At 69.2% G+C, this 23,343-nt stretch carries 16 protein-coding genes; 13 read left to right on the top strand and 3 right to left on the bottom strand.

Annotated elements, in window-relative coordinates:
- Nucleotides 1-103 precede the first annotated feature (103 nt).
- Nucleotides 104-2,236: a glycogen debranching protein GlgX gene (gene glgX, locus GV007_RS10690; RefSeq protein ID WP_160072465.1), complete on the bottom strand. Its 2,133-nt coding sequence runs from the start codon at nucleotides 2,234-2,236 to the stop codon at nucleotides 104-106.
- A 120-nt stretch (nucleotides 2,237-2,356) separates the two neighbouring features.
- On the opposite strand from glgX, the gene GV007_RS10685 reads away from it, so the two are divergent.
- Nucleotides 2,357-3,568 carry a cysteine desulfurase family protein gene (locus GV007_RS10685; protein ID WP_160072463.1) on the top strand — a complete coding sequence of 404 codons (1,212 nt, stop codon included), beginning with the start codon at nucleotides 2,357-2,359 and terminating at the stop codon, nucleotides 3,566-3,568.
- Between the two features lie 77 nt (nucleotides 3,569-3,645).
- The gene (locus GV007_RS10680; RefSeq protein ID WP_201297735.1) at nucleotides 3,646-5,517 is read left to right on the top strand and encodes an ABC transporter ATP-binding protein; all 1,872 of its coding nucleotides are present in this window, start codon (nucleotides 3,646-3,648) and stop codon (nucleotides 5,515-5,517) included.
- A gap of 1 nt (nucleotide 5,518) precedes the next feature.
- Here the strand turns inward: GV007_RS10680 and GV007_RS10675 are convergent, their stop codons facing one another.
- Nucleotides 5,519-6,787 carry an MFS transporter gene (locus tag GV007_RS10675; RefSeq protein ID WP_160072459.1) on the bottom strand — a complete coding sequence of 423 codons (1,269 nt, stop codon included), beginning with the start codon at nucleotides 6,785-6,787 and terminating at the stop codon, nucleotides 5,519-5,521.
- Nucleotides 6,788-6,863: 76 nt separating this feature from the next.
- Between GV007_RS10675 and GV007_RS10670 the strand changes: the two genes are divergently transcribed.
- The 10 genes from GV007_RS10670 to GV007_RS10625 all read left to right on the top strand — a co-directional run bounded on the left by GV007_RS10670 (nucleotide 6,864) and on the right by GV007_RS10625 (nucleotide 20,721).
- The gene (locus GV007_RS10670; RefSeq protein ID WP_160072457.1) at nucleotides 6,864-7,478 is read left to right on the top strand and encodes a TetR/AcrR family transcriptional regulator; all 615 of its coding nucleotides are present in this window, start codon (nucleotides 6,864-6,866) and stop codon (nucleotides 7,476-7,478) included.
- Nucleotides 7,475-9,115 (top strand): MDR family MFS transporter, encoded by a 1,641-nt coding sequence (locus tag GV007_RS10665; protein WP_160072455.1) that lies wholly within the window; start codon nucleotides 7,475-7,477, stop codon nucleotides 9,113-9,115. The genes GV007_RS10670 and GV007_RS10665 overlap by 4 nt, the downstream gene beginning before the upstream one ends.
- A gap of 54 nt (nucleotides 9,116-9,169) precedes the next feature.
- Complete coding sequence (gene mnmA / locus GV007_RS10660) at nucleotides 9,170-10,360, top strand: tRNA 2-thiouridine(34) synthase MnmA (RefSeq protein ID WP_268893488.1); 1,191 nt, start codon at nucleotides 9,170-9,172, stop codon at nucleotides 10,358-10,360.
- Nucleotides 10,357-10,833: a hypothetical protein gene (locus GV007_RS10655; RefSeq protein WP_160072453.1), complete on the top strand. Its 477-nt coding sequence runs from the start codon at nucleotides 10,357-10,359 to the stop codon at nucleotides 10,831-10,833. Before mnmA ends, GV007_RS10655 begins: the two co-directional genes overlap by 4 nt.
- Entirely contained in the window at nucleotides 10,830-13,208 is a 2,379-nt protein-coding gene (ligA, locus tag GV007_RS10650; protein ID WP_160072451.1) for an NAD-dependent DNA ligase LigA, read from the top strand. Before GV007_RS10655 ends, ligA begins: the two co-directional genes overlap by 4 nt.
- A gap of 118 nt (nucleotides 13,209-13,326) precedes the next feature.
- Nucleotides 13,327-15,747, top strand: coding sequence for a DUF6882 domain-containing protein (locus GV007_RS10645; RefSeq protein ID WP_160072449.1), 2,421 nt, complete (start codon nucleotides 13,327-13,329; stop codon nucleotides 15,745-15,747).
- A gap of 75 nt (nucleotides 15,748-15,822) precedes the next feature.
- Complete coding sequence (gatC, locus tag GV007_RS10640; protein ID WP_104298847.1) at nucleotides 15,823-16,122, top strand: Asp-tRNA(Asn)/Glu-tRNA(Gln) amidotransferase subunit GatC; 300 nt, start codon at nucleotides 15,823-15,825, stop codon at nucleotides 16,120-16,122.
- Nucleotides 16,119-17,645, top strand: a complete 1,527-nt coding sequence (gene gatA, locus GV007_RS10635) for an Asp-tRNA(Asn)/Glu-tRNA(Gln) amidotransferase subunit GatA (protein ID WP_160072447.1) — start codon at nucleotides 16,119-16,121, stop codon at nucleotides 17,643-17,645. Before gatC ends, gatA begins: the two co-directional genes overlap by 4 nt.
- Complete coding sequence (gene gatB, locus GV007_RS10630) at nucleotides 17,645-19,159, top strand: Asp-tRNA(Asn)/Glu-tRNA(Gln) amidotransferase subunit GatB (protein ID WP_160072445.1); 1,515 nt, start codon at nucleotides 17,645-17,647, stop codon at nucleotides 19,157-19,159. Before gatA ends, gatB begins: the two co-directional genes overlap by 1 nt.
- A gap of 107 nt (nucleotides 19,160-19,266) precedes the next feature.
- On the top strand, nucleotides 19,267-20,721 hold the full coding sequence (locus GV007_RS10625) for a hypothetical protein (protein WP_160072443.1): 1,455 nt from the start codon (nucleotides 19,267-19,269) through the stop codon (nucleotides 20,719-20,721).
- A 52-nt stretch (nucleotides 20,722-20,773) separates the two neighbouring features.
- On the opposite strand, the gene GV007_RS10620 is transcribed toward GV007_RS10625, so the two are convergent.
- Nucleotides 20,774-22,552: a long-chain-fatty-acid--CoA ligase gene (locus GV007_RS10620; RefSeq protein ID WP_160072441.1), complete on the bottom strand. Its 1,779-nt coding sequence runs from the start codon at nucleotides 22,550-22,552 to the stop codon at nucleotides 20,774-20,776.
- Nucleotides 22,553-22,614: 62 nt separating this feature from the next.
- On the opposite strand from GV007_RS10620, the gene dinB reads away from it, so the two are divergent.
- On the top strand, nucleotides 22,615-23,343 hold a 729-nt coding region (gene dinB / locus GV007_RS10615; RefSeq protein ID WP_160072439.1), incomplete at its 3' end, for a DNA polymerase IV.

Genomic DNA, 23,343 nt, shown 5'->3' with positions numbered 1-23,343 from the left:
TCGTCTGACGCTGGTGTCGTTGCCACATCCGAACGCTACCAACACCCACCCGCATCGGGGCTGTTCGCGTGTCACGGAATGCGAACGAGCCCCACGCCGTGGGCTAGAAGTGGTGGTGTCCCGGCTCGACGTCCACGGCGTAGACCTGCACGGAGGGCCCCTCGAGACCGGTGAGCTGACCGGGGACGAGCACGCGACTGGCGCTGAGTGCCTCGTCCGGGTGCTCGTGCGTCGAATCCCAGAGGAGCCGGTACCCGGTGATCTCGTCGACGGCCGGCGGGCGGAGCGCCGCGTCGTCCTCGCTGCCGTGCACGACGAGCAGGAGCCGGTCGGTGAGCATCCGCACCCCGTCGACGAGCTCTGCGTCGCCCGTGAAGTCGGCATCGGCTTCCGGGATGTAGGCGTCGAGCAGCACCTGGAGGGTTCGCCCGCCCGGCCCCTGCCAGGAGCCGTCGCCCATGGGGTTGCCGAGTGCGTCGAACCACCGGCGCCTGGTGCCGTGCTCGCTGAGCGCGTGCCCGTGGTTGAAGCTGCTCGGACGCAGCACCTGGTGCTGGGAACGCAGCTCGATGAGCCTGCGCGTGTGCGCGAGCTGGGCCAGCTGGACCTCGCTCAGCTCCCAGGAGAACCAGGTGAGGGGCGAATCCTGGTTGTACGGATTGTTGTTTCCCTTCTGCGACCGTGCGACCTCGTCGCCCGCCGTCAGCATGGGCACACCTGCGCTCAGAAGCAGGGTGCCGAGGAGGTTGCGCATGGAGCGCCTGCGCAGCGCCTCGATGTCGCCGCGGTCGCTCGGCCCCTCGACGCCGAAGTTCCAGGAGCGGTTGTCGCCGGTGCCGTCGCGGCCGAGCTCCGCGTTCTGCAGGTTGTGCTTGACGTTGTAGGAGACGAGATCGCGAAGCGTGAAGCCGTCGTGGGCCGTCACGAAGTTGACGGAGGCGAGGGGCCCGCGATCGTCGCTGAACATGTCGGACGAGCCGGCGAGCGAGGTGCTGAACGCGCCAGCCCCCTCAGGATGCACGCCGGAGCTGCGCGCCTCGGCGATGTCCCGAACCCAGAACGAGCGTGCGTGGTCGCGGAAGCTGTCGTTCCATTCCGACCAGTCCTCCGGGAAGTTGCCCGTCTGCCAGCCGCCCATGCCGACGTCCCACGGCTCCGCGATGAGCTTCGTGTCGGCCAGACGGTCGTCGCTGACGATCGCCTCGAGCAGCGGGTGATGCGTCTCGAAGGCATGGTGCGCATTTCGGCCGAGGGTCGCCGCCAGGTCGAAGCGGAAGCCATCGATGCGGAACTCCTCCACCCAGTACCTGAGCGAGTCGAGGATGAGCTCGCGCACGATCGCCTCCGACGTATCGAGCGAATTGCCGCAGCCGGTCTGGTCGACCGGGTTGCCGTGCATGTCGTGCCGGTAGTAGGTGGCGTTGTCGAGGCCGCGGAACATGGACGTCTCATCGCCACGCCCACCCTCCGAGGTGTGGTTGTAGACGACGTCGAGGTACACCTCGATGCCTGCCGCGTGCAGGTGCTTGACCATGCCCTTGAACTCGCGCGCGATCGCGTGCGGGCCCGCAGCACGGGCGGCGGGGGAGGCGTAGTCGGCATGCGGGGCGAAGAAGCCGAGCGTGTTGTAGCCCCAGTAGTTCGCCATGCCCTGGCGTCGCAGGAACGACTCGGACGCGAACGCGTGCACGGGAAGCAGCTCCACCGCCGTGACGCCGACCGATTGAAGGTGGGCGATCGTGTCCTCGTGCGCGAGGCCGGCGTAGCTGCCACGCAGGTCTTCCGGCATGTGCGGGGCGAGCTGCGTGAATCCCCTGACGTGCGCCTCGTAGACGACGACGTCGCGGAGGGGGAGCAGCGGAGCTCGCACCTGACCCCAGTCGAAGGGCTCGGACTCGACGACCTGGGCAGTCCAGACCGGGACGGCCATGCTGCCGACGTTCGCGACCTGCCTGGCGTATGGCTCGACGAGCAGCCGGTGCTTGTCGAAGGCGTTGGTGCCGCTCGACGGTCCGTCGGCGCGCACGGCGTACCGCTGCCCGTTCACGAGCTCTGCGCATTCTGCCTGCCAGACGCCGCCGGGCATGCTGGCCATCTCGATGGTCCGCGTGACCGTGCCGTCGGCGGCCACGAGGCACAGCGTCATCGAGGTCGCGTGCATCGAGAACACGCGGAGGCGCGCGATTCCCTGGCGATGGGTCACGCCGAGGTCTGAGCGGGTCTGGGAGTCGAGCATGAGGCCTAAACTGTTCGAGTCGAGCGGCCGGGCACCGTCCGGCGGCTTCCTGGTCACATGCGTGCGTCCTGGTGCGCACAGATCGCGCAAGTCTATGTCGAGAGTGAGGCGAGGAGCGAAATGGCCGTTTACCTCGACCACGCTGCGACGACGCCGATGGTGCCGGAAGCGAGGGCTGCGCTGCTCGCCGGACTCGAGCTGACGGGGAATCCATCGTCGATTCACGGCCACGGGCAGGCGGCGAAGCGGATGCTCGAAGGGGCACGAGAGCGCGTCGCGTCAGCGCTCGGCGCAGACCCCATCGAGGTCGTGTTCACCTCTGGCGGGACCGAGGCCATCAACCTCGGCGTCAAGGGCCTCTACTGGTCCAGGCTGCGGCAGCGGCCGACCCGAACGCGCATCCTGGCGCCTCGAGGTGAGCACCATGCGACGGTGGACGCGCTCGAATGGCTCGCCGCGCACGAGGGAGCGGTCATCGACTGGCTGCCTGTCGATGCAGCAGGCCTCGTCAATCTCGAGGTCGCGGCCGCGAGGATGCGCGAGCACGCCGACGAGATCGCCCTGGTCACGGTCATCCTCGCGAACAACGAGGTGGGCTCGGTGCAGCCCGTGCGTGCGCTCGCCGAGCTCGCGAACGAGCAGGGCATTCCCGTGCACGTCGACGCAGTCGCGGCATTCGGGCACATTCCCGTCTCCCTCCGCGATCTGGGCGTCGCGGCGCTCAGCGTCTCCGCGCACAAGATCGGCGGACCCGTCGCGATGGGGGCACTCGCCCTCGCACGCGCCCACACGGTCGAGGCGCTCATCCACGGGGGAGGGCAGCAGCGGGGTGTGCGCTCGGGCACGCAGGACGTGCCGGCGGCGCTCGCCTTCGCAGCGGCCGCCGATGCCGCGATGACCCGCATGGCTGCGGAGGGGGCTCGCCTCGACGGCCTCGCGCTGCAGCTCTCGGAGGGCCTCGCGCACATTCCGGGCGCACAGCTCCGAGGGGCACGGCTGGACGGCGTGCTCGTCGACCGCGGCGTGGAGGTCAGGGCGCGGGTGCCCGGGAACGTCCACGTCACCTTCGACGGCTGCCAGGGCGACTCGCTGCTCTTCCTGCTCGACATGGCAGGGTTCTCCGTCTCGACGGGCTCGGCCTGCCAGGCCGGCATCGCGGAGCCGTCTCACGTGCTGCTCGGCATGGGCCTCGACGAGCGTGCCGCGCTCAGCGCGCTGCGCTTCACCCTGGGCGCCTCGACGTCCGCTGCGGACATCTACGCCCTCCTCGCAGTGCTGCCAAGGATCGTGGAGCAGGCGCGCACGGCCGGTTTCTCCGACCGCGCCGTCTGATTTCGAGCCGTCTCCGCTGAGCGGGCCTCGGCTCTCGCCTCAGTGTCGGCGGATGCGCCTACGCTGGCGCCATGACGATGCGAGGCGCTGGAGGCGGGCCCCCTGCTGGAGGCCGCGTGCGCGACGAGTCCGTGCTTCGCGCGGCGAACGAGCAGGCCCCACAGATCGACGACCTGTGGCAGCGGGTCATCCGGCTGTTCTCGCCCTACCGGCGGAAGATCGCCATCGCGCTGGCGCTGGTTCTCGTCACCGCCGCCATCTCGGTGCTGCCTCCGCTCCTCACGGAGCAGGCGTTCGATGTCGGCCTGTTCCCGCCCGATGGGGCGGGGCCGAACATCGGCGAGCTGTGGAAGATCGTCGGGCTCATGGCGCTGCTGTGGGTCGCCTCGAGCGCGCTCGGGGTCGTGCAGACCTACTTCACGGCCAGCGTCGGCAACTCGGTCATGGGCGACCTCCGCGTGCGGCTCTTCGAGCACCTCCAGCGCATGGAGCTCGCGTTCTTCACGCGCACGAAGACCGGCGTCATCCAGTCCCGCCTGCAGAACGACGTCGGTGGCGTCGCATCCACGCTGCAGTCGATGATCACGAGCGTCGTCGGGAACATCGTCACCGTCCTCGCAGCCGTCGTCGCGATGGCGCTGCTCTCGTGGCAGCTCACGATCATCGCCTTCGTGCTCATGCCCGCCCTCGTCTGGGCGCAGCGTCGGGTCGGCCAGGTGCGTGCCCGGATCGCGACGAAGACGCAGGAGTCACTCTCCGAGATGACCGCGATCACGCAGGAATCGCTGAGCGTCTCCGGCATCCTGCTCGCGAAGTCGTTCGGTCGTGAGGAGGCCGAGGGGCAGCGGTATCGCGCTGAGAACCTCAAGCAGATCGGCCTCCAGGTCAAGCAGACCATGAGCGGCCAGAGCTTCTTCGCGTTCGTGTCGATCGTGTTCTCGCTCGTTCCCGCGGCCGTCTACATCGTCGCCGCGTACCTCATCACGGGTGGCGTCGATCTCACGGCCGGTGCGATCGTCGCCTTCACGACGGTGCAGACGAGACTCACGATGCCGCTTATCGGACTCATGCGCATCGGTCTCGAGGTGCAGACGTCGAAGGCGCTCTTCGCCCGAATCTTCGAGTACCTCGACCTGGCGCCCGCCATCACGCCCTCGCCCTCGCCAACGCCTCTCGACGAGTCGAAGCTCGGCGAGGTGACGTTCGAGAACGTGTCGTTCCGCTACCCGGACGCCGAGACCGACACAGCCCCGACGCTCGACGACGTCTCGTTCACGGTCCGTCCCGGTGAGTTCGTCGCGTTCGTCGGGCCGAGCGGTGCCGGGAAGACGACCATCGGCTATCTGGTGCCGCGTCTCTACGAGGCGTCATCCGGAGCTGTGAGGTTCGCCGGCACCGACGTGCGAGACCTCGACCACGACGCGCTCATCGCCAACACGGGCATCGTGAGCCAGGAGAGCTACCTGTTCCACGCGTCGATCGCAGAGAATCTGCGCTTCGCGAAGCCCGAGGCGACGCAGGCGGAGATCGAGGATGCGTGCCGCCAGGCCAACATCCACGAGACCATCTCGAAGTTCCCCGAGGGGTACGAGACACTGGTGGGGGAGCGAGGGTATCGGCTCTCCGGAGGTGAGAAGCAGCGCGTCGCCATCGCGCGAGTTCTCCTCAAGGACCCGGCCGTCCTGGTCCTCGACGAGGCGACCAGTGCTCTGGATACGCGGTCCGAGCGATTCGTGCAGCGTGCGCTGGACGCCGCATCGCGTGGGCGCACGGTGCTTGCCATCGCGCACCGCCTCTCGACGGTGAAGGACGCCGATGTGATCTGCGTCCTCGACGAGGGCCGCATCGTCGAGCGTGGCAGCCACGCAGAGCTCATGGCCGGCGGCGGGCTCTACGCCGCGCTCCACGAGGAACAGCGCACCGACGTCGAGCCCGAGCTCGAGTCCTGATTCAGCGGGCCAGCTGGATCTCGTCTTCGATCTTCCACTTGCCAGCAAGCGCTGGCGCGAGTGGGATGACGCCGAGGGTGAGCACGGCGAGGAGGCCGAGCGAGATCGACCAGTTGCCCGTCGCCGTTGCCAGCACGCCGACCGTGAACGGCGCGAGGGCAGCGAGGGCGTAGCCGACGAGCTGGACGAAGCCGCTGAGGATCGCCGAACCGCGCTGGCCCGATGCGCGAAGGCCGATGAGCGTGAGGCAGATGGGGAAGATCAGCTGCCCGAAGCCGATGAGCAGCACCCAGACGACGGGGGCTGCCGTCGGTGCCAGGATGAGGCCCAGGTAGCCGAGCGCGAAGCCGGCTGCCGCGGAGATGAGCGGCCACGTGGTGCCGAGATGCTTGATGACAAGCGGGGTCGCCAGCGAGAGCGGGATGCCCATGGCCGCGAACAGTGAGAGGTAGCCCGCCGCGGCGACCGTGTCTGCCCCCGCCCGTTCCTGCAGGATCGTGGGGAGCCAGCCGAAGCAGCAGTACGCGTTCATCGACGAGATCGCGAAGGTCGTCGCGAGCGCCCAAGCCCGCTTGGAGCGCCAGATGGAGCGTGCGGGCCGTGCGGGCCTGCCGTTCGGCAGCGTCACGGCGCCCGTCGTCGGGGGCACGTGTCCGCGGGCCGCTCGCACCTGGGCGCGGACGAGGAGGATGAGCCACGGCACGGCTGCCGAGGCCGCGACGATGCCCCACATCGAGAGCGAGGTCCGCCAGCCTGAGGCCAGGGCGACGGGCGCCGCGAGCAGCGGAGGCAGCATCGTGCCGAGCGCGACAACGATCGCGTAGGTGGAGGTCATGACCGGGATGCGCGACCGGAAGTACGTGACGACGACCGGTGGCAGAAGGATGTTGCCGATGCCCATGCCGAGGAGGGCGATGCCGCTGCCGCCGAGGAGGGTGGGGACGTTGGGGGCTGATCCTCGGAGCAGGTGCCCGGCGATGATGGCGGCCAGGGCGAGGACGATGAGCAGTTCGAGGCGCACGCGACGCAGCAGCCACGGGGTGATGAGGCCCGCGAGGGCGAAGGCGACGGGAGGCAGCATCGTGAGGAGCCCGGTGGTGGCGCCCTGGAGCGGGAGATCGACGGAGATGAGGTCGAAGATCGGCGAGGCGTTGGTGACGGCGGTCCTCAGGTTCAGTGCGAGGAGCACCAGCGCGAGGACGGCGAGTGCCGTCCAGAACCACGGGGACCGTGCGCTGCCTGAGGGGTTTGGAGCGGGGAGAGACGACACGAGGTGCCACTGTACCCAGGACCTGCACAGGAAAGTTGCACTTGTGAAACTTTGCACTCATGCATATTGTTGAGTGGTGTCGAACCCAGCCCTCTCCCTCCGCGAACGCAACCGCATCGACTGCTGGCACGCCATCCACGATGCCGCTGCCGACCTCACGATCGAGCGGGGCCTCGACGAGACGACGATCGATGCGATCAGCGATCGCGCCGGCGTCTCACGCCGAACCTTCTTCAACTACTTCCCGAGCAAAGAGGATGCGGTGCTCGGCATGCAGGCACCGACCCTGCCCGACGGCGCCCTCGAGGACTTCCGCGCAAGCGCGGGTGACTCGTTCGGCCGAACGATGCGGCTCATGCTGGCTGTCCTCGATTCGGCGATCCCCGATCACGACGACTTCCCACGGCGTCGCACGCTCGCGGATCAGAACCCAGTGCTCGAGGAGCGCCTCAGGCGCCACATCAGCGCGGCGGAGGACATCGTGCTCGCGATCCTAACCGAGCAGGACGGCGACAGCTCGACGGAGCCGCTGCCTGACGGCATCGAGTCCGCCAAGGCACTCCTGTCGCTCGCCGCCACCATCCTTCGCTTCACCAGCAGGAACGACCCCCACGGCATCTTGGTCGACCGGGAAGCCGCCATCAACCGCTCTATCGACGTATTCAGGAAAGCGATCTCAGAATCCCTATGACGACTCCCCCCAGCATCGACTCGCAGGCCCGCGCCGACGCCGAGACCGGCACAGGCACCGGCGTGGGCGACGGCGCGCGCGCAGCGAGGCCCGCGGCTGGCGCGACGACCGGCAAGTCCCACAAGCGGAGCATCGTTCCGCTCTTCCTTGGCCTGATGGTCACGATGCTCATGGCGTCGCTCAACAACACGGTCCTCTCCAGCGCCATGCCGACCATCGTGGGGGAGCTCCACGGAGTCGAGCACATGAGCTGGGTCGTGACGTCGTTCATCCTGGCGTCGACCGTCATGATGCCCGTCTACGGCAACCTCTCCGACCTGTTCGGACGCAAGCCGCTGCTGCTCATCGCCATCGGGCTGTTCATCGCCGGCTCGGTGCTCGGCGGTCTGGCTCCCTCGATCGAGCTGCTCATCGGCGCGCGCATCGTCCAGGGGCTCGGCGGCGGAGGGCTCATGATCCTGTCGCAGGCCGCCATCGCCGACGTCGTCCCCGCGCGCGAGCGTGGCAAGTACATGGGGGTCATGGGCGCGGTCTTCGCCTTCTCCTCCGTGGCGGGCCCGCTGCTCGGTGGTTGGTTCACGGAAGGGCCAGGATGGCGCTGGGTGTTCTGGATCAACCTGCCGCTCGGTGCTCTGGCGCTGCTGGCGACGATCTTCCTCCTTCGGCTCCCCAAGCGTCCCGCGCAGGAGCGCACTCGGATCGATGTCAGCGGCATGGCCCTCATCTCCCTCGCCACGACGGCGCTCGTGCTCGTCGGAACGTGGGGCGGGTCGCAGTACGCGTGGACGTCGCCGACGATCCTGCTGCTCGCGGCGCTTGCCATCGTCTCGGCCACGGCCTTCGTCTTCGTGGAGCGCGGCGCCGCAAACCCGATCATGCCGCTCGGCATGTTCCGCGACCGCAACTTCATCCTGACCACGATCGCCAGCCTCTCCACGGGCGTCATCATGTTCGGCACGCTCGGCTACATGCCGACCTACCTGCAGATGGTGACGGGTTCCGGACCCACGGTGTCCGGCCTCCTCATGACCCCCATGATGGGTGCGCTGCTGATCACGTCGATCCTGAGCGGCCAGTACGTCTCACGCACGGGCCGCTACAAGTGGGTGCCCATCGCGGGGTCCGCCGTGCTCGGTGCCGGGCTCCTGGTGCTCTCGTTCGTCACGGTCGACAGCCCGGTCTGGATGATCTGCGTCGCGCTCGGCATCATGGGAATCGGACTCGGCGGGAGCATGCAGCTGCTCACGCTCATCGTGCAGAACTCGTTCCCCGCTCGCATCGTGGGCACCGCGACGGCGGCCAACAACTACTTCCGCCAGGTCGGCGCGACGCTCGGCTCCGCGGTTGTGGGCTCGGTCTTCGCAGCGCGGCTGACGCAGATGGTGGCCGACCGTCTCCCGGACGGGGCTGCCGCCGAGGATGGAGCGAGCTCCTTCACGCCGGCGGCGATCGCTGAGCTGCCCGATCAGCTCAGGGCCATCATCGTCGGCTCGTACAACGAGGCGCTCATCCCGATCTTCCTCGCGCTTGTGCCCCTGACGGTCATCTCCATCATCGCGCTGTCCTTCCTGAAGGAGAAGCCGCTCGCGACCGGTGCCGAGCCGGCGACGACAACCTCGGCGACGCACGTCGGCTGACGCCGCCTGTTCCGCACACGGGGCGGTGTCGGAGGCCCGACGTACACTTATCCGGTGAAAGTTCTAGCCGCCATGAGCGGCGGGGTCGATTCCGCCGTTGCAGCAGCCCGAGCCGTCGAGGCCGGGCACGAAGTCATCGGCGTGCACCTCGCGCTCTCCCGAATGCCAGGCACGCTTCGCACGGGGTCTCGAGGGTGCTGCACCATCGAGGACTCGATGGACGCCCGTCGTGCCGCCGACCTCCTCGGCATCCCGTTCTACGTGTGGGACTTCTCCGAGCGGTTCAAGCTCGACGTCGTCGACGACTTCATCGCGGAGTACAGTGCCGGCCGCACGCCGAATCCCTGCATGCGCTGCAACGAGAAGATCAAGTTCGCAGCGCTCCTGGAGAAGGCCATCGACCTCGGGTTCGATGCCGTGTGCACCGGGCACTATGCCACCCTCGCGACGGGCGAGGACGGACTCGTCGAACTGCACCGAGCGAGTGCCTGGGCGAAAGACCAGTCGTATGTGCTCGGCGTGCTCACCCAGCAGCAGCTCGAGCACTGCTACTTCCCGCTCGGAGACACGCCCTCCAAGGACCTCGTCCGTGCGGAGGCCGCCGAGCGTGGAATCAGCGTCGCGCAGAAGCCCGACTCGCACGACATCTGCTTCATCCCCGACGGTGATACCAGGGGATGGCTCGGTGACCGCATCGGCACCGCGACCGGCGAGGTCGTCGACAGCGGCGGGGCGAAGCTCGGCGAGCACGACGGAGCGACGGCGTACACCGTCGGCCAGCGCAAGGGGCTCCGGCTCGGCGTTCCAGCCCCGGACGGGAAGCCGCGGTTCGTGCTCGAGATCCGGCCGAAGACCAACGAGGTCGTCGTGGGGCCGAAGGAGGCGCTCAACATCGCGGAGATCGCCGGCCAGCGGATGAGCTGGACGGGCGCCGCGAAGACGGAGGCCGACGGCGCGTTCCGCTGCGACGTCCAGATCCGCGCCCACGCCGATCCGGTCCCCGCCACCGCGCGCGTGAGCACGAGCGCTGCGAGCACGCGCGACGACGCCACCATCCCGGGCGTCGAGTGGAGCGTGGTCGTCGACGAGCCGCTTGTCGGCGTCGCACCGGGCCAGACTGCCGTGGTCTACGTCGGCACGAGCGTGCTCGGCCAGTTCACGATCGACCGAACCGTGAGCGCCGTGCAGGAGAGCACCGCGCAAGATGGCGTTGCAGGCAGCGCAGACGGGCAGGAGGCGGCATGAGCAAGCAGGCTGAGGGCTCGGTCCTGAAAGACGGTGAGGCGATGGACATGCTCACCGACCGAGCAGAACGCTGGGCGGCGAAGTACAAGAACCTCTCCGACTCGGAGCGCTGGCGCAGTGACTACGACGAGCACTTCGAGGCGCCAGCCCTCCAGCTCGCGAAGCGCTGCACCCTCGAGGCGCGCCCGTTCGGAGCGAAGGACTGGATCCTCGCCCTCGTGCTCTGGTTCCTCATCGGCGGCACGGTGTTCCTCGCCTCGAACTTCCTCATGCAGCTCGAACCCACCTGGCAGATCGTGTTCGCCGTCTTCGCGGTGCTCATCGCCGTCGTCGGCATCGTGCAGAGCTACCTCGAGACGACCAGCGAGCGGCGCGCAGCCAAGCGCCTCGCGGGCAAGAAGGACTGGCTCCTCTCGGTGAGCCGCAAGGCCGCGATGGCGACGCTCAGCTCCCGCGCAGGAGCGACAGCGTGACGAGCTTCGACGATGCACGGGAGCGCGTCGCCGAGGTGCGGGAGCTCGTCGCCGAGTACCAGGCGGCGTACTACGAGCGCGACGCGCAGCTCGTCTCCGATGCCGAGTACGACACCCTCGTCCGCGAGCTCGACGAGCTGGAGCGCGAGCATCCCGAGCTGCAGTCGCAGGACTCCCCGACACAGACGGTCGGCGGCGGCGTCGCTGACGGCCTGCGGCCCATCGAGCATGCGGAGCGCATGCTCTCCCTCGACAACGTCTTCTCGATCGAGGAGCTGCGCGAGTGGTGCGCCAAGACGGAGGCGGCCGCGGGTCGCCGAGTCGCCTGGCTCACGGAGCTGAAAATCGACGGGCTCGCCATCGCCCTGCGCTACGAGCACGGCAAGCTCGTCACCGCGGCAACCCGCGGTGACGGCCGAACGGGCGAGGAAGTCACGCAGAACGCGCTGCAGATCGACGGCATCCCCGAAGCGCTCGCGGGGGAGGGGCATCCGCCGATCGTCGAGGTCCGCGGCGAGGTGTTCATCCCGGTCGCCGCGTTCACGCAGCTCAACGAGTTCCAGGCGTCGCTGCGCCCCCGTGCCGTCGACGAGTACCGGGCGAGGTGGGAAGCCCGGCCCGCCGCCACGCGCGGTGAGTTCGACGAACAGGCCGAGCTGGAGAGGGCCACGAAGCGTTTCCCCGACTTCGCGAACCCGCGCAACGCGGCCAGCGGAGGCCTGCGGCAGCAGCTCGAGAAGAAGAGCGGCCTCGAGCGCGAGGCCGGTGAGCTCCGACTCCACTCCCTGCGGATGTACGTCCACGGGATCGGCGCGTGGCCCTCACCACCAGTCGATTCTCAGAGTCAGGTCTACGAGCTCCTGGCCGGATGGGGCCTGCCCGTCACCCCGTACGCCAAGGTCGCCGAGGCGGTCGACGATGTCGTCGACTTCGTCGAGCACTACGGGGCCGAACGCCACTCCGTCGAGCACGAGCTGGACGGCATCGTCGTGAAGGTCGACGAGCTCGAGCTGCACGACGAGCTCGGCATGACCAGTCGCGCGCCGCGCTGGGCCATCGCCTACAAGTACCCGCCAGAAGAGGTGCACACGAAGCTCCTCGACATCGCGGCGAGCGTTGGGCGCACCGGGCGCGTCACGCCCTTCGCGATCATGGCACCCGTCAAGGTGGCGGGCAGCGTCGTGCGGATGGCAACCCTCCACAACCAGGACGTCGTGCGGGTCAAGGGCGTCAAGATCGGCGACACGGTCGTGCTGCGCAAGGCCGGAGACGTCATCCCGGAGGTGCTCGGACCGGTGCTCGAGCTGCGCGGAGACGACGTGCGCGACTTCGTCATGCCGAGCGATTGCCCGGAGTGCGGGACCCCGCTGCGTCCCATGAAGGAGGGCGACGTCGACCTGCGCTGCCCGAACGCCCGCTCATGTCCGGCCCAGGTCCGAGGCCGAGTCGAGCACATCGGCTCGCGCGGGGGGCTCGACATCGATGCGCTCGGTGAGGTGACCGCCGCAGCGCTGACCCAGCCGACGGTGCCCGAGCTGCCACCGCTTGAGACCGAGGCCCGTCTCTTCGCGCTCACCCTCGAGGAGATCGTCCCCATCGAGGTCGTCGTCCGCGACTCCGAGACGGGAGAGCCGAAGACCGACAGTGAGACGGGCGAGCTCATCCGCAGGGCTCCGTTCCAGAAGGTCTCGCTCGTCTACCCGCCGGGCTCTGAGGAGATGACGCCGGCCGAACGACGCAAGGCCGGAATCAAGAAGGACTTCAGGCTCGTCGAGCCTTCCAAGCAGGCGACGACCCTCCTCGAGCAGCTCGAGGTCGCCAAGACGAAAGACCTCTGGCGTCAGCTCGTCTCGCTCAACATCCGCCACGTCGGACCAGTTGCCGCCCGGGCACTCGCGGACTGGTTCGGTTCCCTCGAGGCGATCGAGGCGGCTCCGGCCGAGGAGCTCGCCCAGGTCGAGGGCGTCGGTCCGACCATCGCGGACGCGATCGTCGAGTGGCTCGCGGAAGACTGGCACCGTGACATCGTCGAGGCCTGGCGGGCTGCCGGTGTGCGCTTCGCGACGCCGGACCATCCGGGCCCCGGCGCGCGGACCAGCACCGAGGGGCCGCTCTCTGGCCTGAGCGTCGTGGCGACGGGAACCCTCGAGGGGTTCACGCGGGACGGGGCCAAGGAGGCGATCATCGCCGCTGGTGGGAAGGCCGCTGGCAGCGTGTCGAAGAAGACCGACTTCGTCGCGGCAGGGCCCGGAGCGGGCTCGAAGCTGACGAAGGCCGAGGAGCTCGGCATCCCCATCCTCGACGCGGACGGCTTCCGGCTGCTCCTCGAAGGCGGACCCAGCGCGGTCGAGCACCTGCGAGTCGACGCGGAATGAGAGCTCGGCGCGCACCGACGACAGGAAGCGGACTCCGAGGCGGCGGACCGGTCGCTCGGCTACAGTGTGCAGGCCGTGGCAATGGCTCGCCGCGGGGGAACGGGGAACCATGCTCAGCGTGAGCTTGCAAGATCTGGCGGACGACGCCGCCATCCTCCACTTCGACGCGCACGCGCAGCTCACGGAGCAGCTCGGCGACGCCGGATGGGACGTCGACCTCACCGCCCCGTCGATCACGTATCAGACCCAACCCGCCGCGACGGTGCTTCCGGTGCAGCTCATCGGCAGCGTCGCGCAGAGCGCCGGCACGTGGATGTGGGGCTGGAACAACGTCAACGGCTTCCCGGAGCAGGCCATCGAGCTTGCCGGCCGGGTGCGTTCGTTTGTGCTCGACGGCGGGCCAGAGCAGCTCTCCTCGTCGGTCGTGAAGACCGACGAGGCGTCTCCGCTTCACCTTGTCCTCGCGGCCAAGGCGCTGACGCGTTCGCGCGACAGCGTCGTCGTCGAAGCGGCTCCCGGCGTTCAGGTGCACCTCATGGTGCAGGCGGGGCCCGACGCGGCCACAACAGCAGAACGCGCGACGCGCGCCATCCTCGACGCCGTCGACGCGGGTGTCCTGGGCGACCACGTGCGTGCTCTGCACTCCTACGCGGCGCGGACGCACTCGCAGCTCCAGCGCACGGGAGCCTCCAGCTACGAGTTGGCGACCGGCGACGGGCTGGTCGAGATCACACTCGACGACGCCCAGCAGGTGCTCGTGGTGCGCGTGGCGCCCGCCGCCACGGTCCCAACCGGAGACGACACTGCTCCCGAGGCCGCAGTCGAGCCTGCACCCATTTCTGAGCACGAGCCGATTCCGGAGCCTGAGCCCCTTCTGGAGCCCGAGCACGCTCGTGAGCCCGCGCCCAGTTCAGAGCCTGCGCCCGCTCCGGATTCCGGTGTCGAGCACAGCACCGCCGCGGACCCCGATCCGGCTCCCGAATCAGTCGCGGAGGCAGCCTCCCATTCGCTGACCGTTCCATCGACCACCCTCGACTCGCACACCGACGTCGAGCAGGGCCCCGTGACCGAGACGTCACCGGACAGCCAAGCTCCAGTCGAGCTGCCCGCCAGCCCCACCGCTTCCTCGACGGATGCGCCGCCGGCGCCGCCTCGCGAGGAGCCGTCGTTCGACGCCCACCAGCCCGCGCCCGTCCCGGTCGTGCCGCCGGCGGGGCTCCCGACGCCGCCTCCGCCCGTCGTGCCGGCTTCGGCTCCGTACGTGCCCATCCCGCAGCGACGCGAGCAGCCGAGCGCGGCGTCGGCGTCGCGAGCGCCAGAAACCTCCTCGGCAGTCGAGCAGCAGCAGGCGCCAAGCGCTCCCTGGCAGCCCTTCGACGCCTCGCCCCGGTGGGAGCGCACACCAGCATCCGCCGTCGCTCCTCCCAACGGCGGACCTCCGCCCGTGCCAGCACCTGCGCCGGGTGAGGGTGCGGCCCAGGGGTTCCTGCCGCCGCACCTGGCCAACCCACCGCAGGTGGCTCAGCCGACGCAGTTCGGGCAGCCGAGTAACCCGGGCCAGCCTCCTCGTCAGGGCTGGCCGCAGCCAGGCGCCCAGCCCGGGCCTGGCCAAGGCCAGGGAGCGTGGCAGCAACCTCAGCCGCAGCAGAATCCCGGACAGATCTACCCGGCAGGGCAGCCATTCCCAGGTCAGCAGGCGCCGGGACGGCAGTTCCCGGGCCAGCAGGCGCCCGCACAGCAGTTCCCGGGGCAGCAGTTCACGGGTCAGCAGGCTCCAGGTCAGCAGTTCCCGGGGCAGCAGAATCAGGGATCCCAGGGCCAGGGGCTGCCTGGCTCGGCAGGCGGCTACCAGCCTCAGGCTCCCTGGGGCGGAGCGAGCGCCGGACAGGGTCAGCAGCCAGGGCCGCAGGGCCAGCAGGGGTATCCGCCGCAGGGTCAGCCGCCGCAGCAGGGGGGCTCCTGGCAGCGCCAGCAGGGGCAGCAGCCGGCAGTCGGCAACGACTTCGGCCGGGCGCCGTACCAGCAGCAGCGTGACCCACGCCAGGGCCAGCCGCAGTATCCAGGTCAGCCCAACCAGGGTCAGCCCAACCAGGGTCAGCCCAACCAGGGTCAGCCCAACCCGGGCCAGCCGTACCCCGGACAGCAGCAGCCGGGCCAGCCGTACCCGGGCAATCCCAACCCTGGCCCCGGGGGCTTCGATCCCCGCCAGCAGGGCGGCCCGCAGCAGTTCCCGCAGACGCGCGCCCCACAGCAGAGCCAGCAGCCGGGCGGATGGAACGGCCAGCCTCCGCACGCGCAACCCCAGCCAGGACAGCCGCCCTACCAGGGGCAACCGCAGTATCCGGGACAGCCGCAGTACCCGGGGCAACAGCCAGGCCAGTCAGGCCAGCCGCCTTACCCTGCGCAGCCGCCCTACCAGGGTCAGCCGCAGTACCCGGGACAGCAGCCCGCCCAGCCGGGGCAGCCCGGATACGACCCCCGCTGGCAGGGCAATGGGCCATCGTCCCAGCCTCCCCAGCAGCAGCCACCACGCCAGTAGCCACGGATGGAGCACGGCCGCGTCAGCACGCGGCCTAGACTTGTCCAGCCCTGGCCGACTCACTATCGGAGACGAATGACCGACATCACTGCCGCCGACGTTGAGCACCTCGCTCAGCTCGCGCGCATAGACCTCGCCGAAGGCGAGATCGAGCGCGTCACCGGCGAACTCATCGAGATCCAGCACCTCATCCAGAAAGTGCAGGAGGTTGCGACGCCTGACGTCAAGGTGACGACCCACCCCATCGCCATGCACAACGTGACGCGAGCCGACGAGGTCGGTGAGCCGCTGGACCGCGACGCCGCACTCGCAGGTGCGCCGGACAGCGACGGAACTCGCTTCCGCGTGACCGCGATCCTGGGGGAAGAGCAGTGAGCACCGACATCACGCGCCTGAGCGCGACCGACCTCGCCGCGGCGATCGCCGACGGCAGCATCAGCTCCATCGAGGCGACCACCGCGCACCTCGAGCGCATCGAGGCGGTCGACGGAGACGTCCACGCCTTCCTCCACGTCGACGCCGACTCCGCGCTCGCCGCTGCCGGACGTGTCGACGCGAAGCGCCACGCGGGGGAGAAGCTCTCACCGCTGGCCGGCGTCCCCGTCGCAGTCAAGGACAACATCGCGACCAAGGGCACCCCGACGACCGCAGGCTCGCGCATCCTCGAAGGGTGGGTGCCTCCGTACGACGCGACCGTCGTCGAGCGTCTCCGCGACAACGACCTCGTCATCATCGGCAAGACCAACCTCGACGAGTTCGCGATGGGCTCCTCCACGGAGCACTCCGCCTACGGGCCGACCCACAACCCGTGGGACCTCGAGCGCATCCCAGGCGGGTCCGGTGGCGGTTCTGCCGCTGCCGTCGCCGCCTACGAGGCGCCGCTCGCGCTCGGCACCGACACGGGCGGGTCCATCCGTCAGCCCGCATCCGTCACCGGAACCGTCGGCATGAAGCCCACCTACGGTGGCGTGAGCCGCTACGGCGCGCTTGCGCTCGGCTCGTCGCTCGACCAGATCGGGCCGGCAGCACGCGGCGTGCTCGACACCGCCGCACTGCACGACGTCCTCGCAGGCCACGACCGACGCGACTCGACCTCCCTCACGGGCGAGTGGCCGTCGTTCACGCAGGCGGCGCTGGCGGGCCGAGCGGACGACTCCGTCCGTGGCCTCCGCATCGGCGTCCCCAAGCAGATCGCCGACGGAGCCGGCTTCGAGGCCGGCGTCACGCAGCGATTCCAGGAGGCGCTCGCAGCCCTCGAGGAACGCGGCGCGATCATCTCCTGGATCGAGACCCCGCACTTCGAGTACGCCGTGGCCGCGTACTACCTGATCATGCCAGCGGAGGCCTCCAGCAACCTCGCGCGCTACGACTCCGTGCGCTTCGGCCTGCGGGTCACCGACCCCTCGGGGACCACCGTCGAGCGAGTCATGTCCGCGACGCGCAGCAAGGGCTTCGGCGACGAAGCCAAGCGTCGCATCCTCCTCGGCACGTACGCGCTCTCCGCCGGCTACTACGACGCGTTCTACGGCTCGGCGCAGAAGGTGCGCACACTCGTGCAGCAGGACTTCGCCGCCGCGTTCGCCGAGGTCGACGTGCTCGCAGCACCCACCTCGCCGACGACCGCCTACAAGCTCGGCGAGAAGGCGGAAGACCCGACGGCCATGTACCTGGCCGACCTCACGACGATCCCGGCGAACCTCGCCGGCGTCCCCGGCATCTCCGTTCCGGGCGGCCTCGCGCCGGAGAACGGCCTGCCCGTCGGCATCCAGTTCATGGCAGCCGCCCGTGACGACGCGCGCCTCTACACGGTGGCCGCGGCACTCGAACAGACTCTCGAAGACCGCTGGGGTGGGCCCCTGCTCTCGCAGGCCCCCCAGCTGAAGGCAGGTGCACGCTGATGGCCAAGCCAGAGCTCATGGACTACGACCGCGCACTCGAACTCTACGAGCCCGTCATCGGTCTCGAGGTGCACGTCGAACTCGGCACCAAGACCAAGATGTTCTCGGACACCCCGAACCACTCGGGCAACGAGGTGGGCGGAGAGCCCAACACCAACATCGGGCCCGTCGACCTCGGCCTCCCGGGCACCCTGCCCGTCGTCAACGAGCAGGCAGTCCGCTACTCGATCGCACTCGGGCTCGCGCTCGGCTGCGAGATCGCGGAGGTCTCGGGCTTCGCTCGGAAGAACTACTTCTACCCGGACAACCCGAAGAACTACCAGATCTCGCAGTACGACGACCCCATCGCGTTCGACGGCGAGGTCGAGGTGGAGCTGGAAGACGGCACCGTGTTCCACGTGCCCATCGAGCGCGCCCACATGGAAGAGGATGCAGGGAAGCTGACCCACGTTGGCGGCTCCACCGGGCGCATCCAGGGCGCCGAGTACTCCCTGGTCGACTACAACCGCGCTGGCGTCCCACTCGTCGAGATCGTGACGCGGCCCATCTTCGGCGGCGAAGCGCAGACTCCGCAGCTCGCGGCGGCCTACGTCTCGACGATCCGCGACATCGTTCGCGCCCTCGGCGTCTCCGAGGCCCGCATGGAACGTGGCAACCTCCGCTGTGACGCGAACGTCTCGCTGCGTCCGCGCGGTGAGGAGAAGCTCGGCACCCGCACGGAGACGAAGAACGTCAACTCCTTCCGGTCCATCGAGCGAGCCGTCCGCTACGAGATCCAGCGCCAGGCCGCGCTCCTCGCGGCAGGGGGCAGCATCACGCAGGAGACTCGGCACTGGCACGAGGACACGGGACGCACCTCGTCCGGTCGTCCGAAGTCGGATGCCGACGACTACCGGTACTTCCCGGAGCCCGACCTCATGCCGCTGCGCCCGAGCCGCGAGCTGGTCGAGGAGCTGCGCGCCACGCTCCCAGAGGCACCCGTCGCTCGCCGTCGCCGCCTCAAGGCGGAGTGGGGCTTCGCCGACCAGGAGTTCCAGGACATCGCCAACGCGGGCCTCCTCGACGTCGTCCACGCGACCGTCGCCGCCGGCGCCACGGCTGCCGGTGCGAAGAAGTGGTGGATGGGCGAGCTCTCGCGCATCGCCAACGACCGCGGCGTGCAGGCGACCGACCTCGCGACGCCGGCGCAGATCGCGGAGCTCGACGGGCTCATCACCGCGGGCACCGTCAACGACCGACTCGCGCGAGACGTGCTCGAGGGTGTGCTCGCAGGCGAGGGGTCACCCGCGGAGGTCGTCGAGTCACGTGGACTCGCCGTCGTCAGCGATGACGGTCCGCTCATCGAGGCCATCGACGCTGCCCTCGCGCAGCAGCCCGACGTGCTCGCCAAGATCCGCGACGGCAAGGTGCAGGCCGCAGGCGCCGTCATCGGCGCCGTCATGAAGGCGATGAAGGGCAAGGCAGACGCGGCACGCGTGCGCGAGCTCGTGTTGGAGCGCGCGCAGAACTCGTAGGACCCACGTCGTACACCGAGGAATTGTCGGGCACGACTGAGGTGCCTCTGTGGCTCTGGCGCTAGCGTCAGAGCCACAGAGCCTCGGTGAACGGAGCAGTGAGTCGTATGGGCAAGAAGTCGAACAAGAAGTCAGGCAAGAACACGCCGGTCGAGCGACCCGACGCCACCCAGGGCGGCCCTCGGGCGAAGGTCAAGAAGGAGCGCGTGCAGCCGCCCAAGACGGTGCTGCGGCCGGCTTCCCTCGAAGACGTGGCCGCGACGTCAGCTGCCGAGCCCGTCGCCGCGGCAGAGCCCAAGGGCAACAAGCAGCACGCCGAGTCCGCCACGAAGAGCAAGTCGGACAAGAAGGCCAAGTCGGACAAGAAAGCCAAGTCAGACAAGAAGAGCAAGTCAGACAAGAAGAGCAAGTCGGACAAGAAAGCGAAATCGGACGAAAAGGCGAAGTCGGGCAAGAAGAGCAAGATCGGCAAGCCCGGCCGCGAAGCCAAGCAGATCGGCAAGAGCTCCCTCGAGCAGGACTCGTCTGCCGAGACTCGCGCGTCAGCTCCGGACGACGGGCTCAGCACGACACCGCAGCCTGAAGTACGGAAGCCAGGCGCGAAGACGCCAGGCAGCTTCGCTCCTGCAGCTGGCAAGAAGAAGCCGGGCAAGACCGAACCGAGCGCGCGTGAGCGCACCGTTCGCGACGCGGCGCTGCTCTCCGACGAGGGCGACGAGGCGCACGGTTTCGCACGCCTCATCCGCGCCATCCCTGGCATCGTTGCGCTTGTCGAGCAGCACGACACCTCCGTGCACCGTGCGGTCTTCGATACCTACGTGACCGCCGTCGTCGAGTTCGGCGTCGATGCGGCAGATCTCTCTCCCATCGACATCCGCACGGTGGCTCCCGATGCGCCGACGGTGGACGAGGCGCCCACCAGGTCGTCCGGCCGGAGCGGCTCCGGTGCCGCCAGCGTCGATTCGGGGGCGCAGTCCAGCGCCAGACGCGCGCGCCGCCCCTCCGGGATCAACAGCGCCAAGACCCCGGAAGCCGTCTCGCCCGCGTCCGCGACCGGTGCGCCGGTGCGAGTCGAGGATGAAGCGGCGAAGCCCGGCCGGGTGCGAAACCCGGGCTCGTCCGTGCGCGCGTCGACTCGAGTCCGTGCTGGTCAAGGGCGAGCGTCCGCTGCAGGACGCGCCGACGACTCAGCCCCAGACAGCCTCGGTGGGAGCACCAGCACCCCCATCGCATCCCGCACGAGGGCGGGCGCGCGCGGCGCCGCGTCGAGCCGATCCCGTGCCGCCTCGCAGGCGAGGCGCAGTCTCGACGACCTCGCTTCCGACCTCAAGCCGACGAACAACGGGCAGCGCATCGCGATCGCGGTCGCCGCCATCCTCAGCGCCGATGGTGAGGTCTCCGCGGCAGCGATCGCCAACGCGTTCGAGCGCATGACGTGGCGTGTCCCCGTCAACCTCGCCGCATCGGTCCGGCAGGCAGCACGAGCCGGCCTGATCGAGCTCGAAGGCCCCACGGGGACCCGCCTGAGTGAAGACGGCGAACGGTACGTCGCAGGGGGCTGAGCGCCTCCCGAGGCTGTGGCCCGCCCCGTGCGTCGCAGGGGCGGGCCACCCGCTACTTTGCGGTCGTGTCGGAGGCTGACTCGGCCGCAGCTCCGCCATCCGCATCCGGAGCGGCGCTGTCATCGGCTGGCGCAGCTGTCGCCTTGCGGTTCTGCTGGAGCGCATCGCGCACCTTCTTGCGCAGCACCTTCCCGATGAGCGACTTCGGGAGCTCCTCCCACACGACGTAGGAGCGAGGCACCTTGTGCTCCGAGAGTCGCTCGCGAACGAAGGCGCGGGCCGCCGCCTCGTCGAACGTCGCCCCCGCGTCGAGCACCACCACGGCGGTGACCGCCTCAGCACCCCCGCCGCGCTTGATCCCGACGACGGCAACCTCGGCGATACCAGGGATCTCGGTGACCACCCGCTCGACCTCGGAGGGCGAGACGTTGAAGCCGCCCGTGATGATGAGCTCCTTCTTGCGATCGACGACCGTCACGAATCCATCCTCGTCCTGCACGACCAGATCACCGGAGCGCACCCAGCCACCCTCGATGAGTACCTCAGCGGTCTCCTGGGGGCGGTTCCAGTACCCCTGGAAGGTCTGCGGCCCCTGGATGAGCAGCTCGCCGACCTCGCCGAGCTCTACCTCCGTGCTCGGGTCGCTGGGGTCGGTGACCTTGATGTGCGTGGACGGGAAGGGGATGCCGATGGTGCCGGTCTTGCGCTTGTCGGTGAAGGGGTTCCCGAGCGCCACGGGGGAGGTCTCCGTGAGGCCGTAGCCCTCGACGAGCTGTCCGCCTGCGACGGCCTCCCACCGGTGCACGATGCCGTCGTTGAGCGTCATCGCGCCGGAGATCGCGTAGATGACGCCGGAGAGGTCGAGCTTGCCGTCCTTCGCGACGCGAGCGAGCCGGTCGTACATGGGCGGGACGGCAGGGATGAACGTCGCCGGCGACTTCTTGGACGCCTCGATGACGAGCTCGGGGTCGAACGTCGGGAAGAGCACGGCCTTCGCGCCGACGCTCACGGAGTAGATGACCGACAGCAGCACGCCGAACGCGTGGAACATGGGGAGGACGCCGTAGATGGTCTCGTTGCCTGCCGTGAACTCGGGCATCCACGCCGCGCCCTGACGGGCGTTGGACCACAGGTTGCGGTGCGTGAGCATGGCGCCCTTGGGGTTGCCGGTCGTCCCGCTCGTGTACTGCAGGCTCGCGAGATCCTCGGGTCCGGGCGTCGGGATGCTCGCATCGAGGAGCTGCTGCTTCGCGAGCTTCTCGAACGGCACCGTTCCCGGAGCCTTGGCGCTGAGCTTGGCGCGCGACGCGCGCGCCTTGGCGATCGGCAGGCGGAGGAGCAGCTGCGTCTTGAGCGGCATGCCCTTCGTCACATCGACGGCGATGACGTGGCGGATGCCGAGGCTGTGGGGCAGGGACTGCACGGTCGGAGCGGCCTTGTCCCAGGCGATGACGATCTCGGCACCGTGGTCTTCGAACTGAGTCCGGAGCTCGTCGCGCGTGTACAGCGGGTTGTGCTCCACGACGACGGCGCCGAGCCGCAGCACCGCGTAGAAGGCGACGACATGCTGCGGCGCGTTCGGCATGATGAGCGCCACCCTGTCGCCTCGCTTCACCCCGATCCGGCGGAGGCCCTGCGCGAACCGCAGCACCTGGTCCTGCAGCTCCGAGAAGGTCGTCTGGGCGCCGAAGAACTCGATCGCGGGCTTGTCCGGGAATCGCTCGGCGATCTCCGCGAGCATGTCTGGGAGTGATCCTGTGGGGACTTCGATGTCCTTCGGGGTTCCGGGTGCGTAGAAGGCGGTCCAGGCGCGAGACTCGTTCAGCTGCATGCGCAGAGTCTATTCGCGCAGAGCGTCCAGCAGATGTCGGTGGGGCGACGCACAATGGATGCATGACCAGGAAAGACATGGGGGTGCGGCAGACGGGTGCGGCGTCCGACCGCGACGCGTCCGCGAGCATCCTCCATGTCGACATGGACGCGTTCTTCGTGGCCGTCGAGCTGCTCGAGCGGCCCGATCTCGTCGGCAAGCCGGTGATCGTCGGCGGCACTCGGGAGCGGGGCGTGGTGTCGAGCGCCAGCTACGAGGCGCGGGCCAGGGGCGTCCGCAGCGCCATGCCGATGCATCAGGCGATCGCCCGCTGCCCGGAGGCGGTGGTGCTGCAGGGCAATATGGGCAAGTACCGTGATGCTTCGCAGCAGGTCATGGAGATCTTCCGCGAGTTCACGCCGCTCGTCGAGCCTCTCTCGATCGACGAGGCGTTCCTCGACGTGTCCGGCGCGAGCCTGCTGTTCGGCTCGCCGGGTGAGATCGCGGCGAGCCTTCGCGCGCGGGTGAAGGCGCAGACGGGGCTGACCTGTTCGGTGGGCGCCGCATCCACCAAGTTCGTGGCGAAGCTCGCGTCCGGCAAATGCAAACCGGACGGCATGCTCGTGATCCCGCACGAGGAGACGATCCCGTTCCTGCACCACCTGCCGGTCGGCGCGCTCTGGGGTGTGGGCGAGAAGAGCGAGGCGAAGCTGCGCGGCATCGGCATCCACACGGTCTTCGATCTCGCGCACACGCCGGCGCCGGTGCTGGAGCGGGCGGTCGGCAAGGCGGGGGCGGGCAAGCTGCACGCA

The sequence above is a fragment of the Pseudoclavibacter sp. 8L genome (genome assembly GCF_902506465.1).
GTDB lineage: Bacteria > Actinomycetota > Actinomycetes > Actinomycetales > Microbacteriaceae > Pseudoclavibacter.
This window is presented reverse-complemented; position numbering and strand designations above follow the sequence as displayed.

Coding starts and splice junctions, on each gene's coding strand:
- glgX (WP_160072465.1), bottom strand. CDS start 2,236: ATGCTCGACTCCCAGACCCGCTCAGACCTCGGCGTGACCCATCGCCAG.
- GV007_RS10685 (WP_160072463.1), top strand. CDS start 2,357: ATGGCCGTTTACCTCGACCACGCTGCGACGACGCCGATGGTGCCGGAA.
- GV007_RS10680 (WP_201297735.1), top strand. CDS start 3,646: ATGCGAGGCGCTGGAGGCGGGCCCCCTGCTGGAGGCCGCGTGCGCGAC.
- GV007_RS10665 (WP_160072455.1), top strand. CDS start 7,475: ATGACGACTCCCCCCAGCATCGACTCGCAGGCCCGCGCCGACGCCGAG.
- GV007_RS10655 (WP_160072453.1), top strand. CDS start 10,357: ATGAGCAAGCAGGCTGAGGGCTCGGTCCTGAAAGACGGTGAGGCGATG.
- gatC (WP_104298847.1), top strand. CDS start 15,823: ATGACCGACATCACTGCCGCCGACGTTGAGCACCTCGCTCAGCTCGCG.
- gatB (WP_160072445.1), top strand. CDS start 17,645: ATGGCCAAGCCAGAGCTCATGGACTACGACCGCGCACTCGAACTCTAC.
- GV007_RS10625 (WP_160072443.1), top strand. CDS start 19,267: ATGGGCAAGAAGTCGAACAAGAAGTCAGGCAAGAACACGCCGGTCGAG.
- GV007_RS10620 (WP_160072441.1), bottom strand. CDS start 22,552: ATGCAGCTGAACGAGTCTCGCGCCTGGACCGCCTTCTACGCACCCGGA.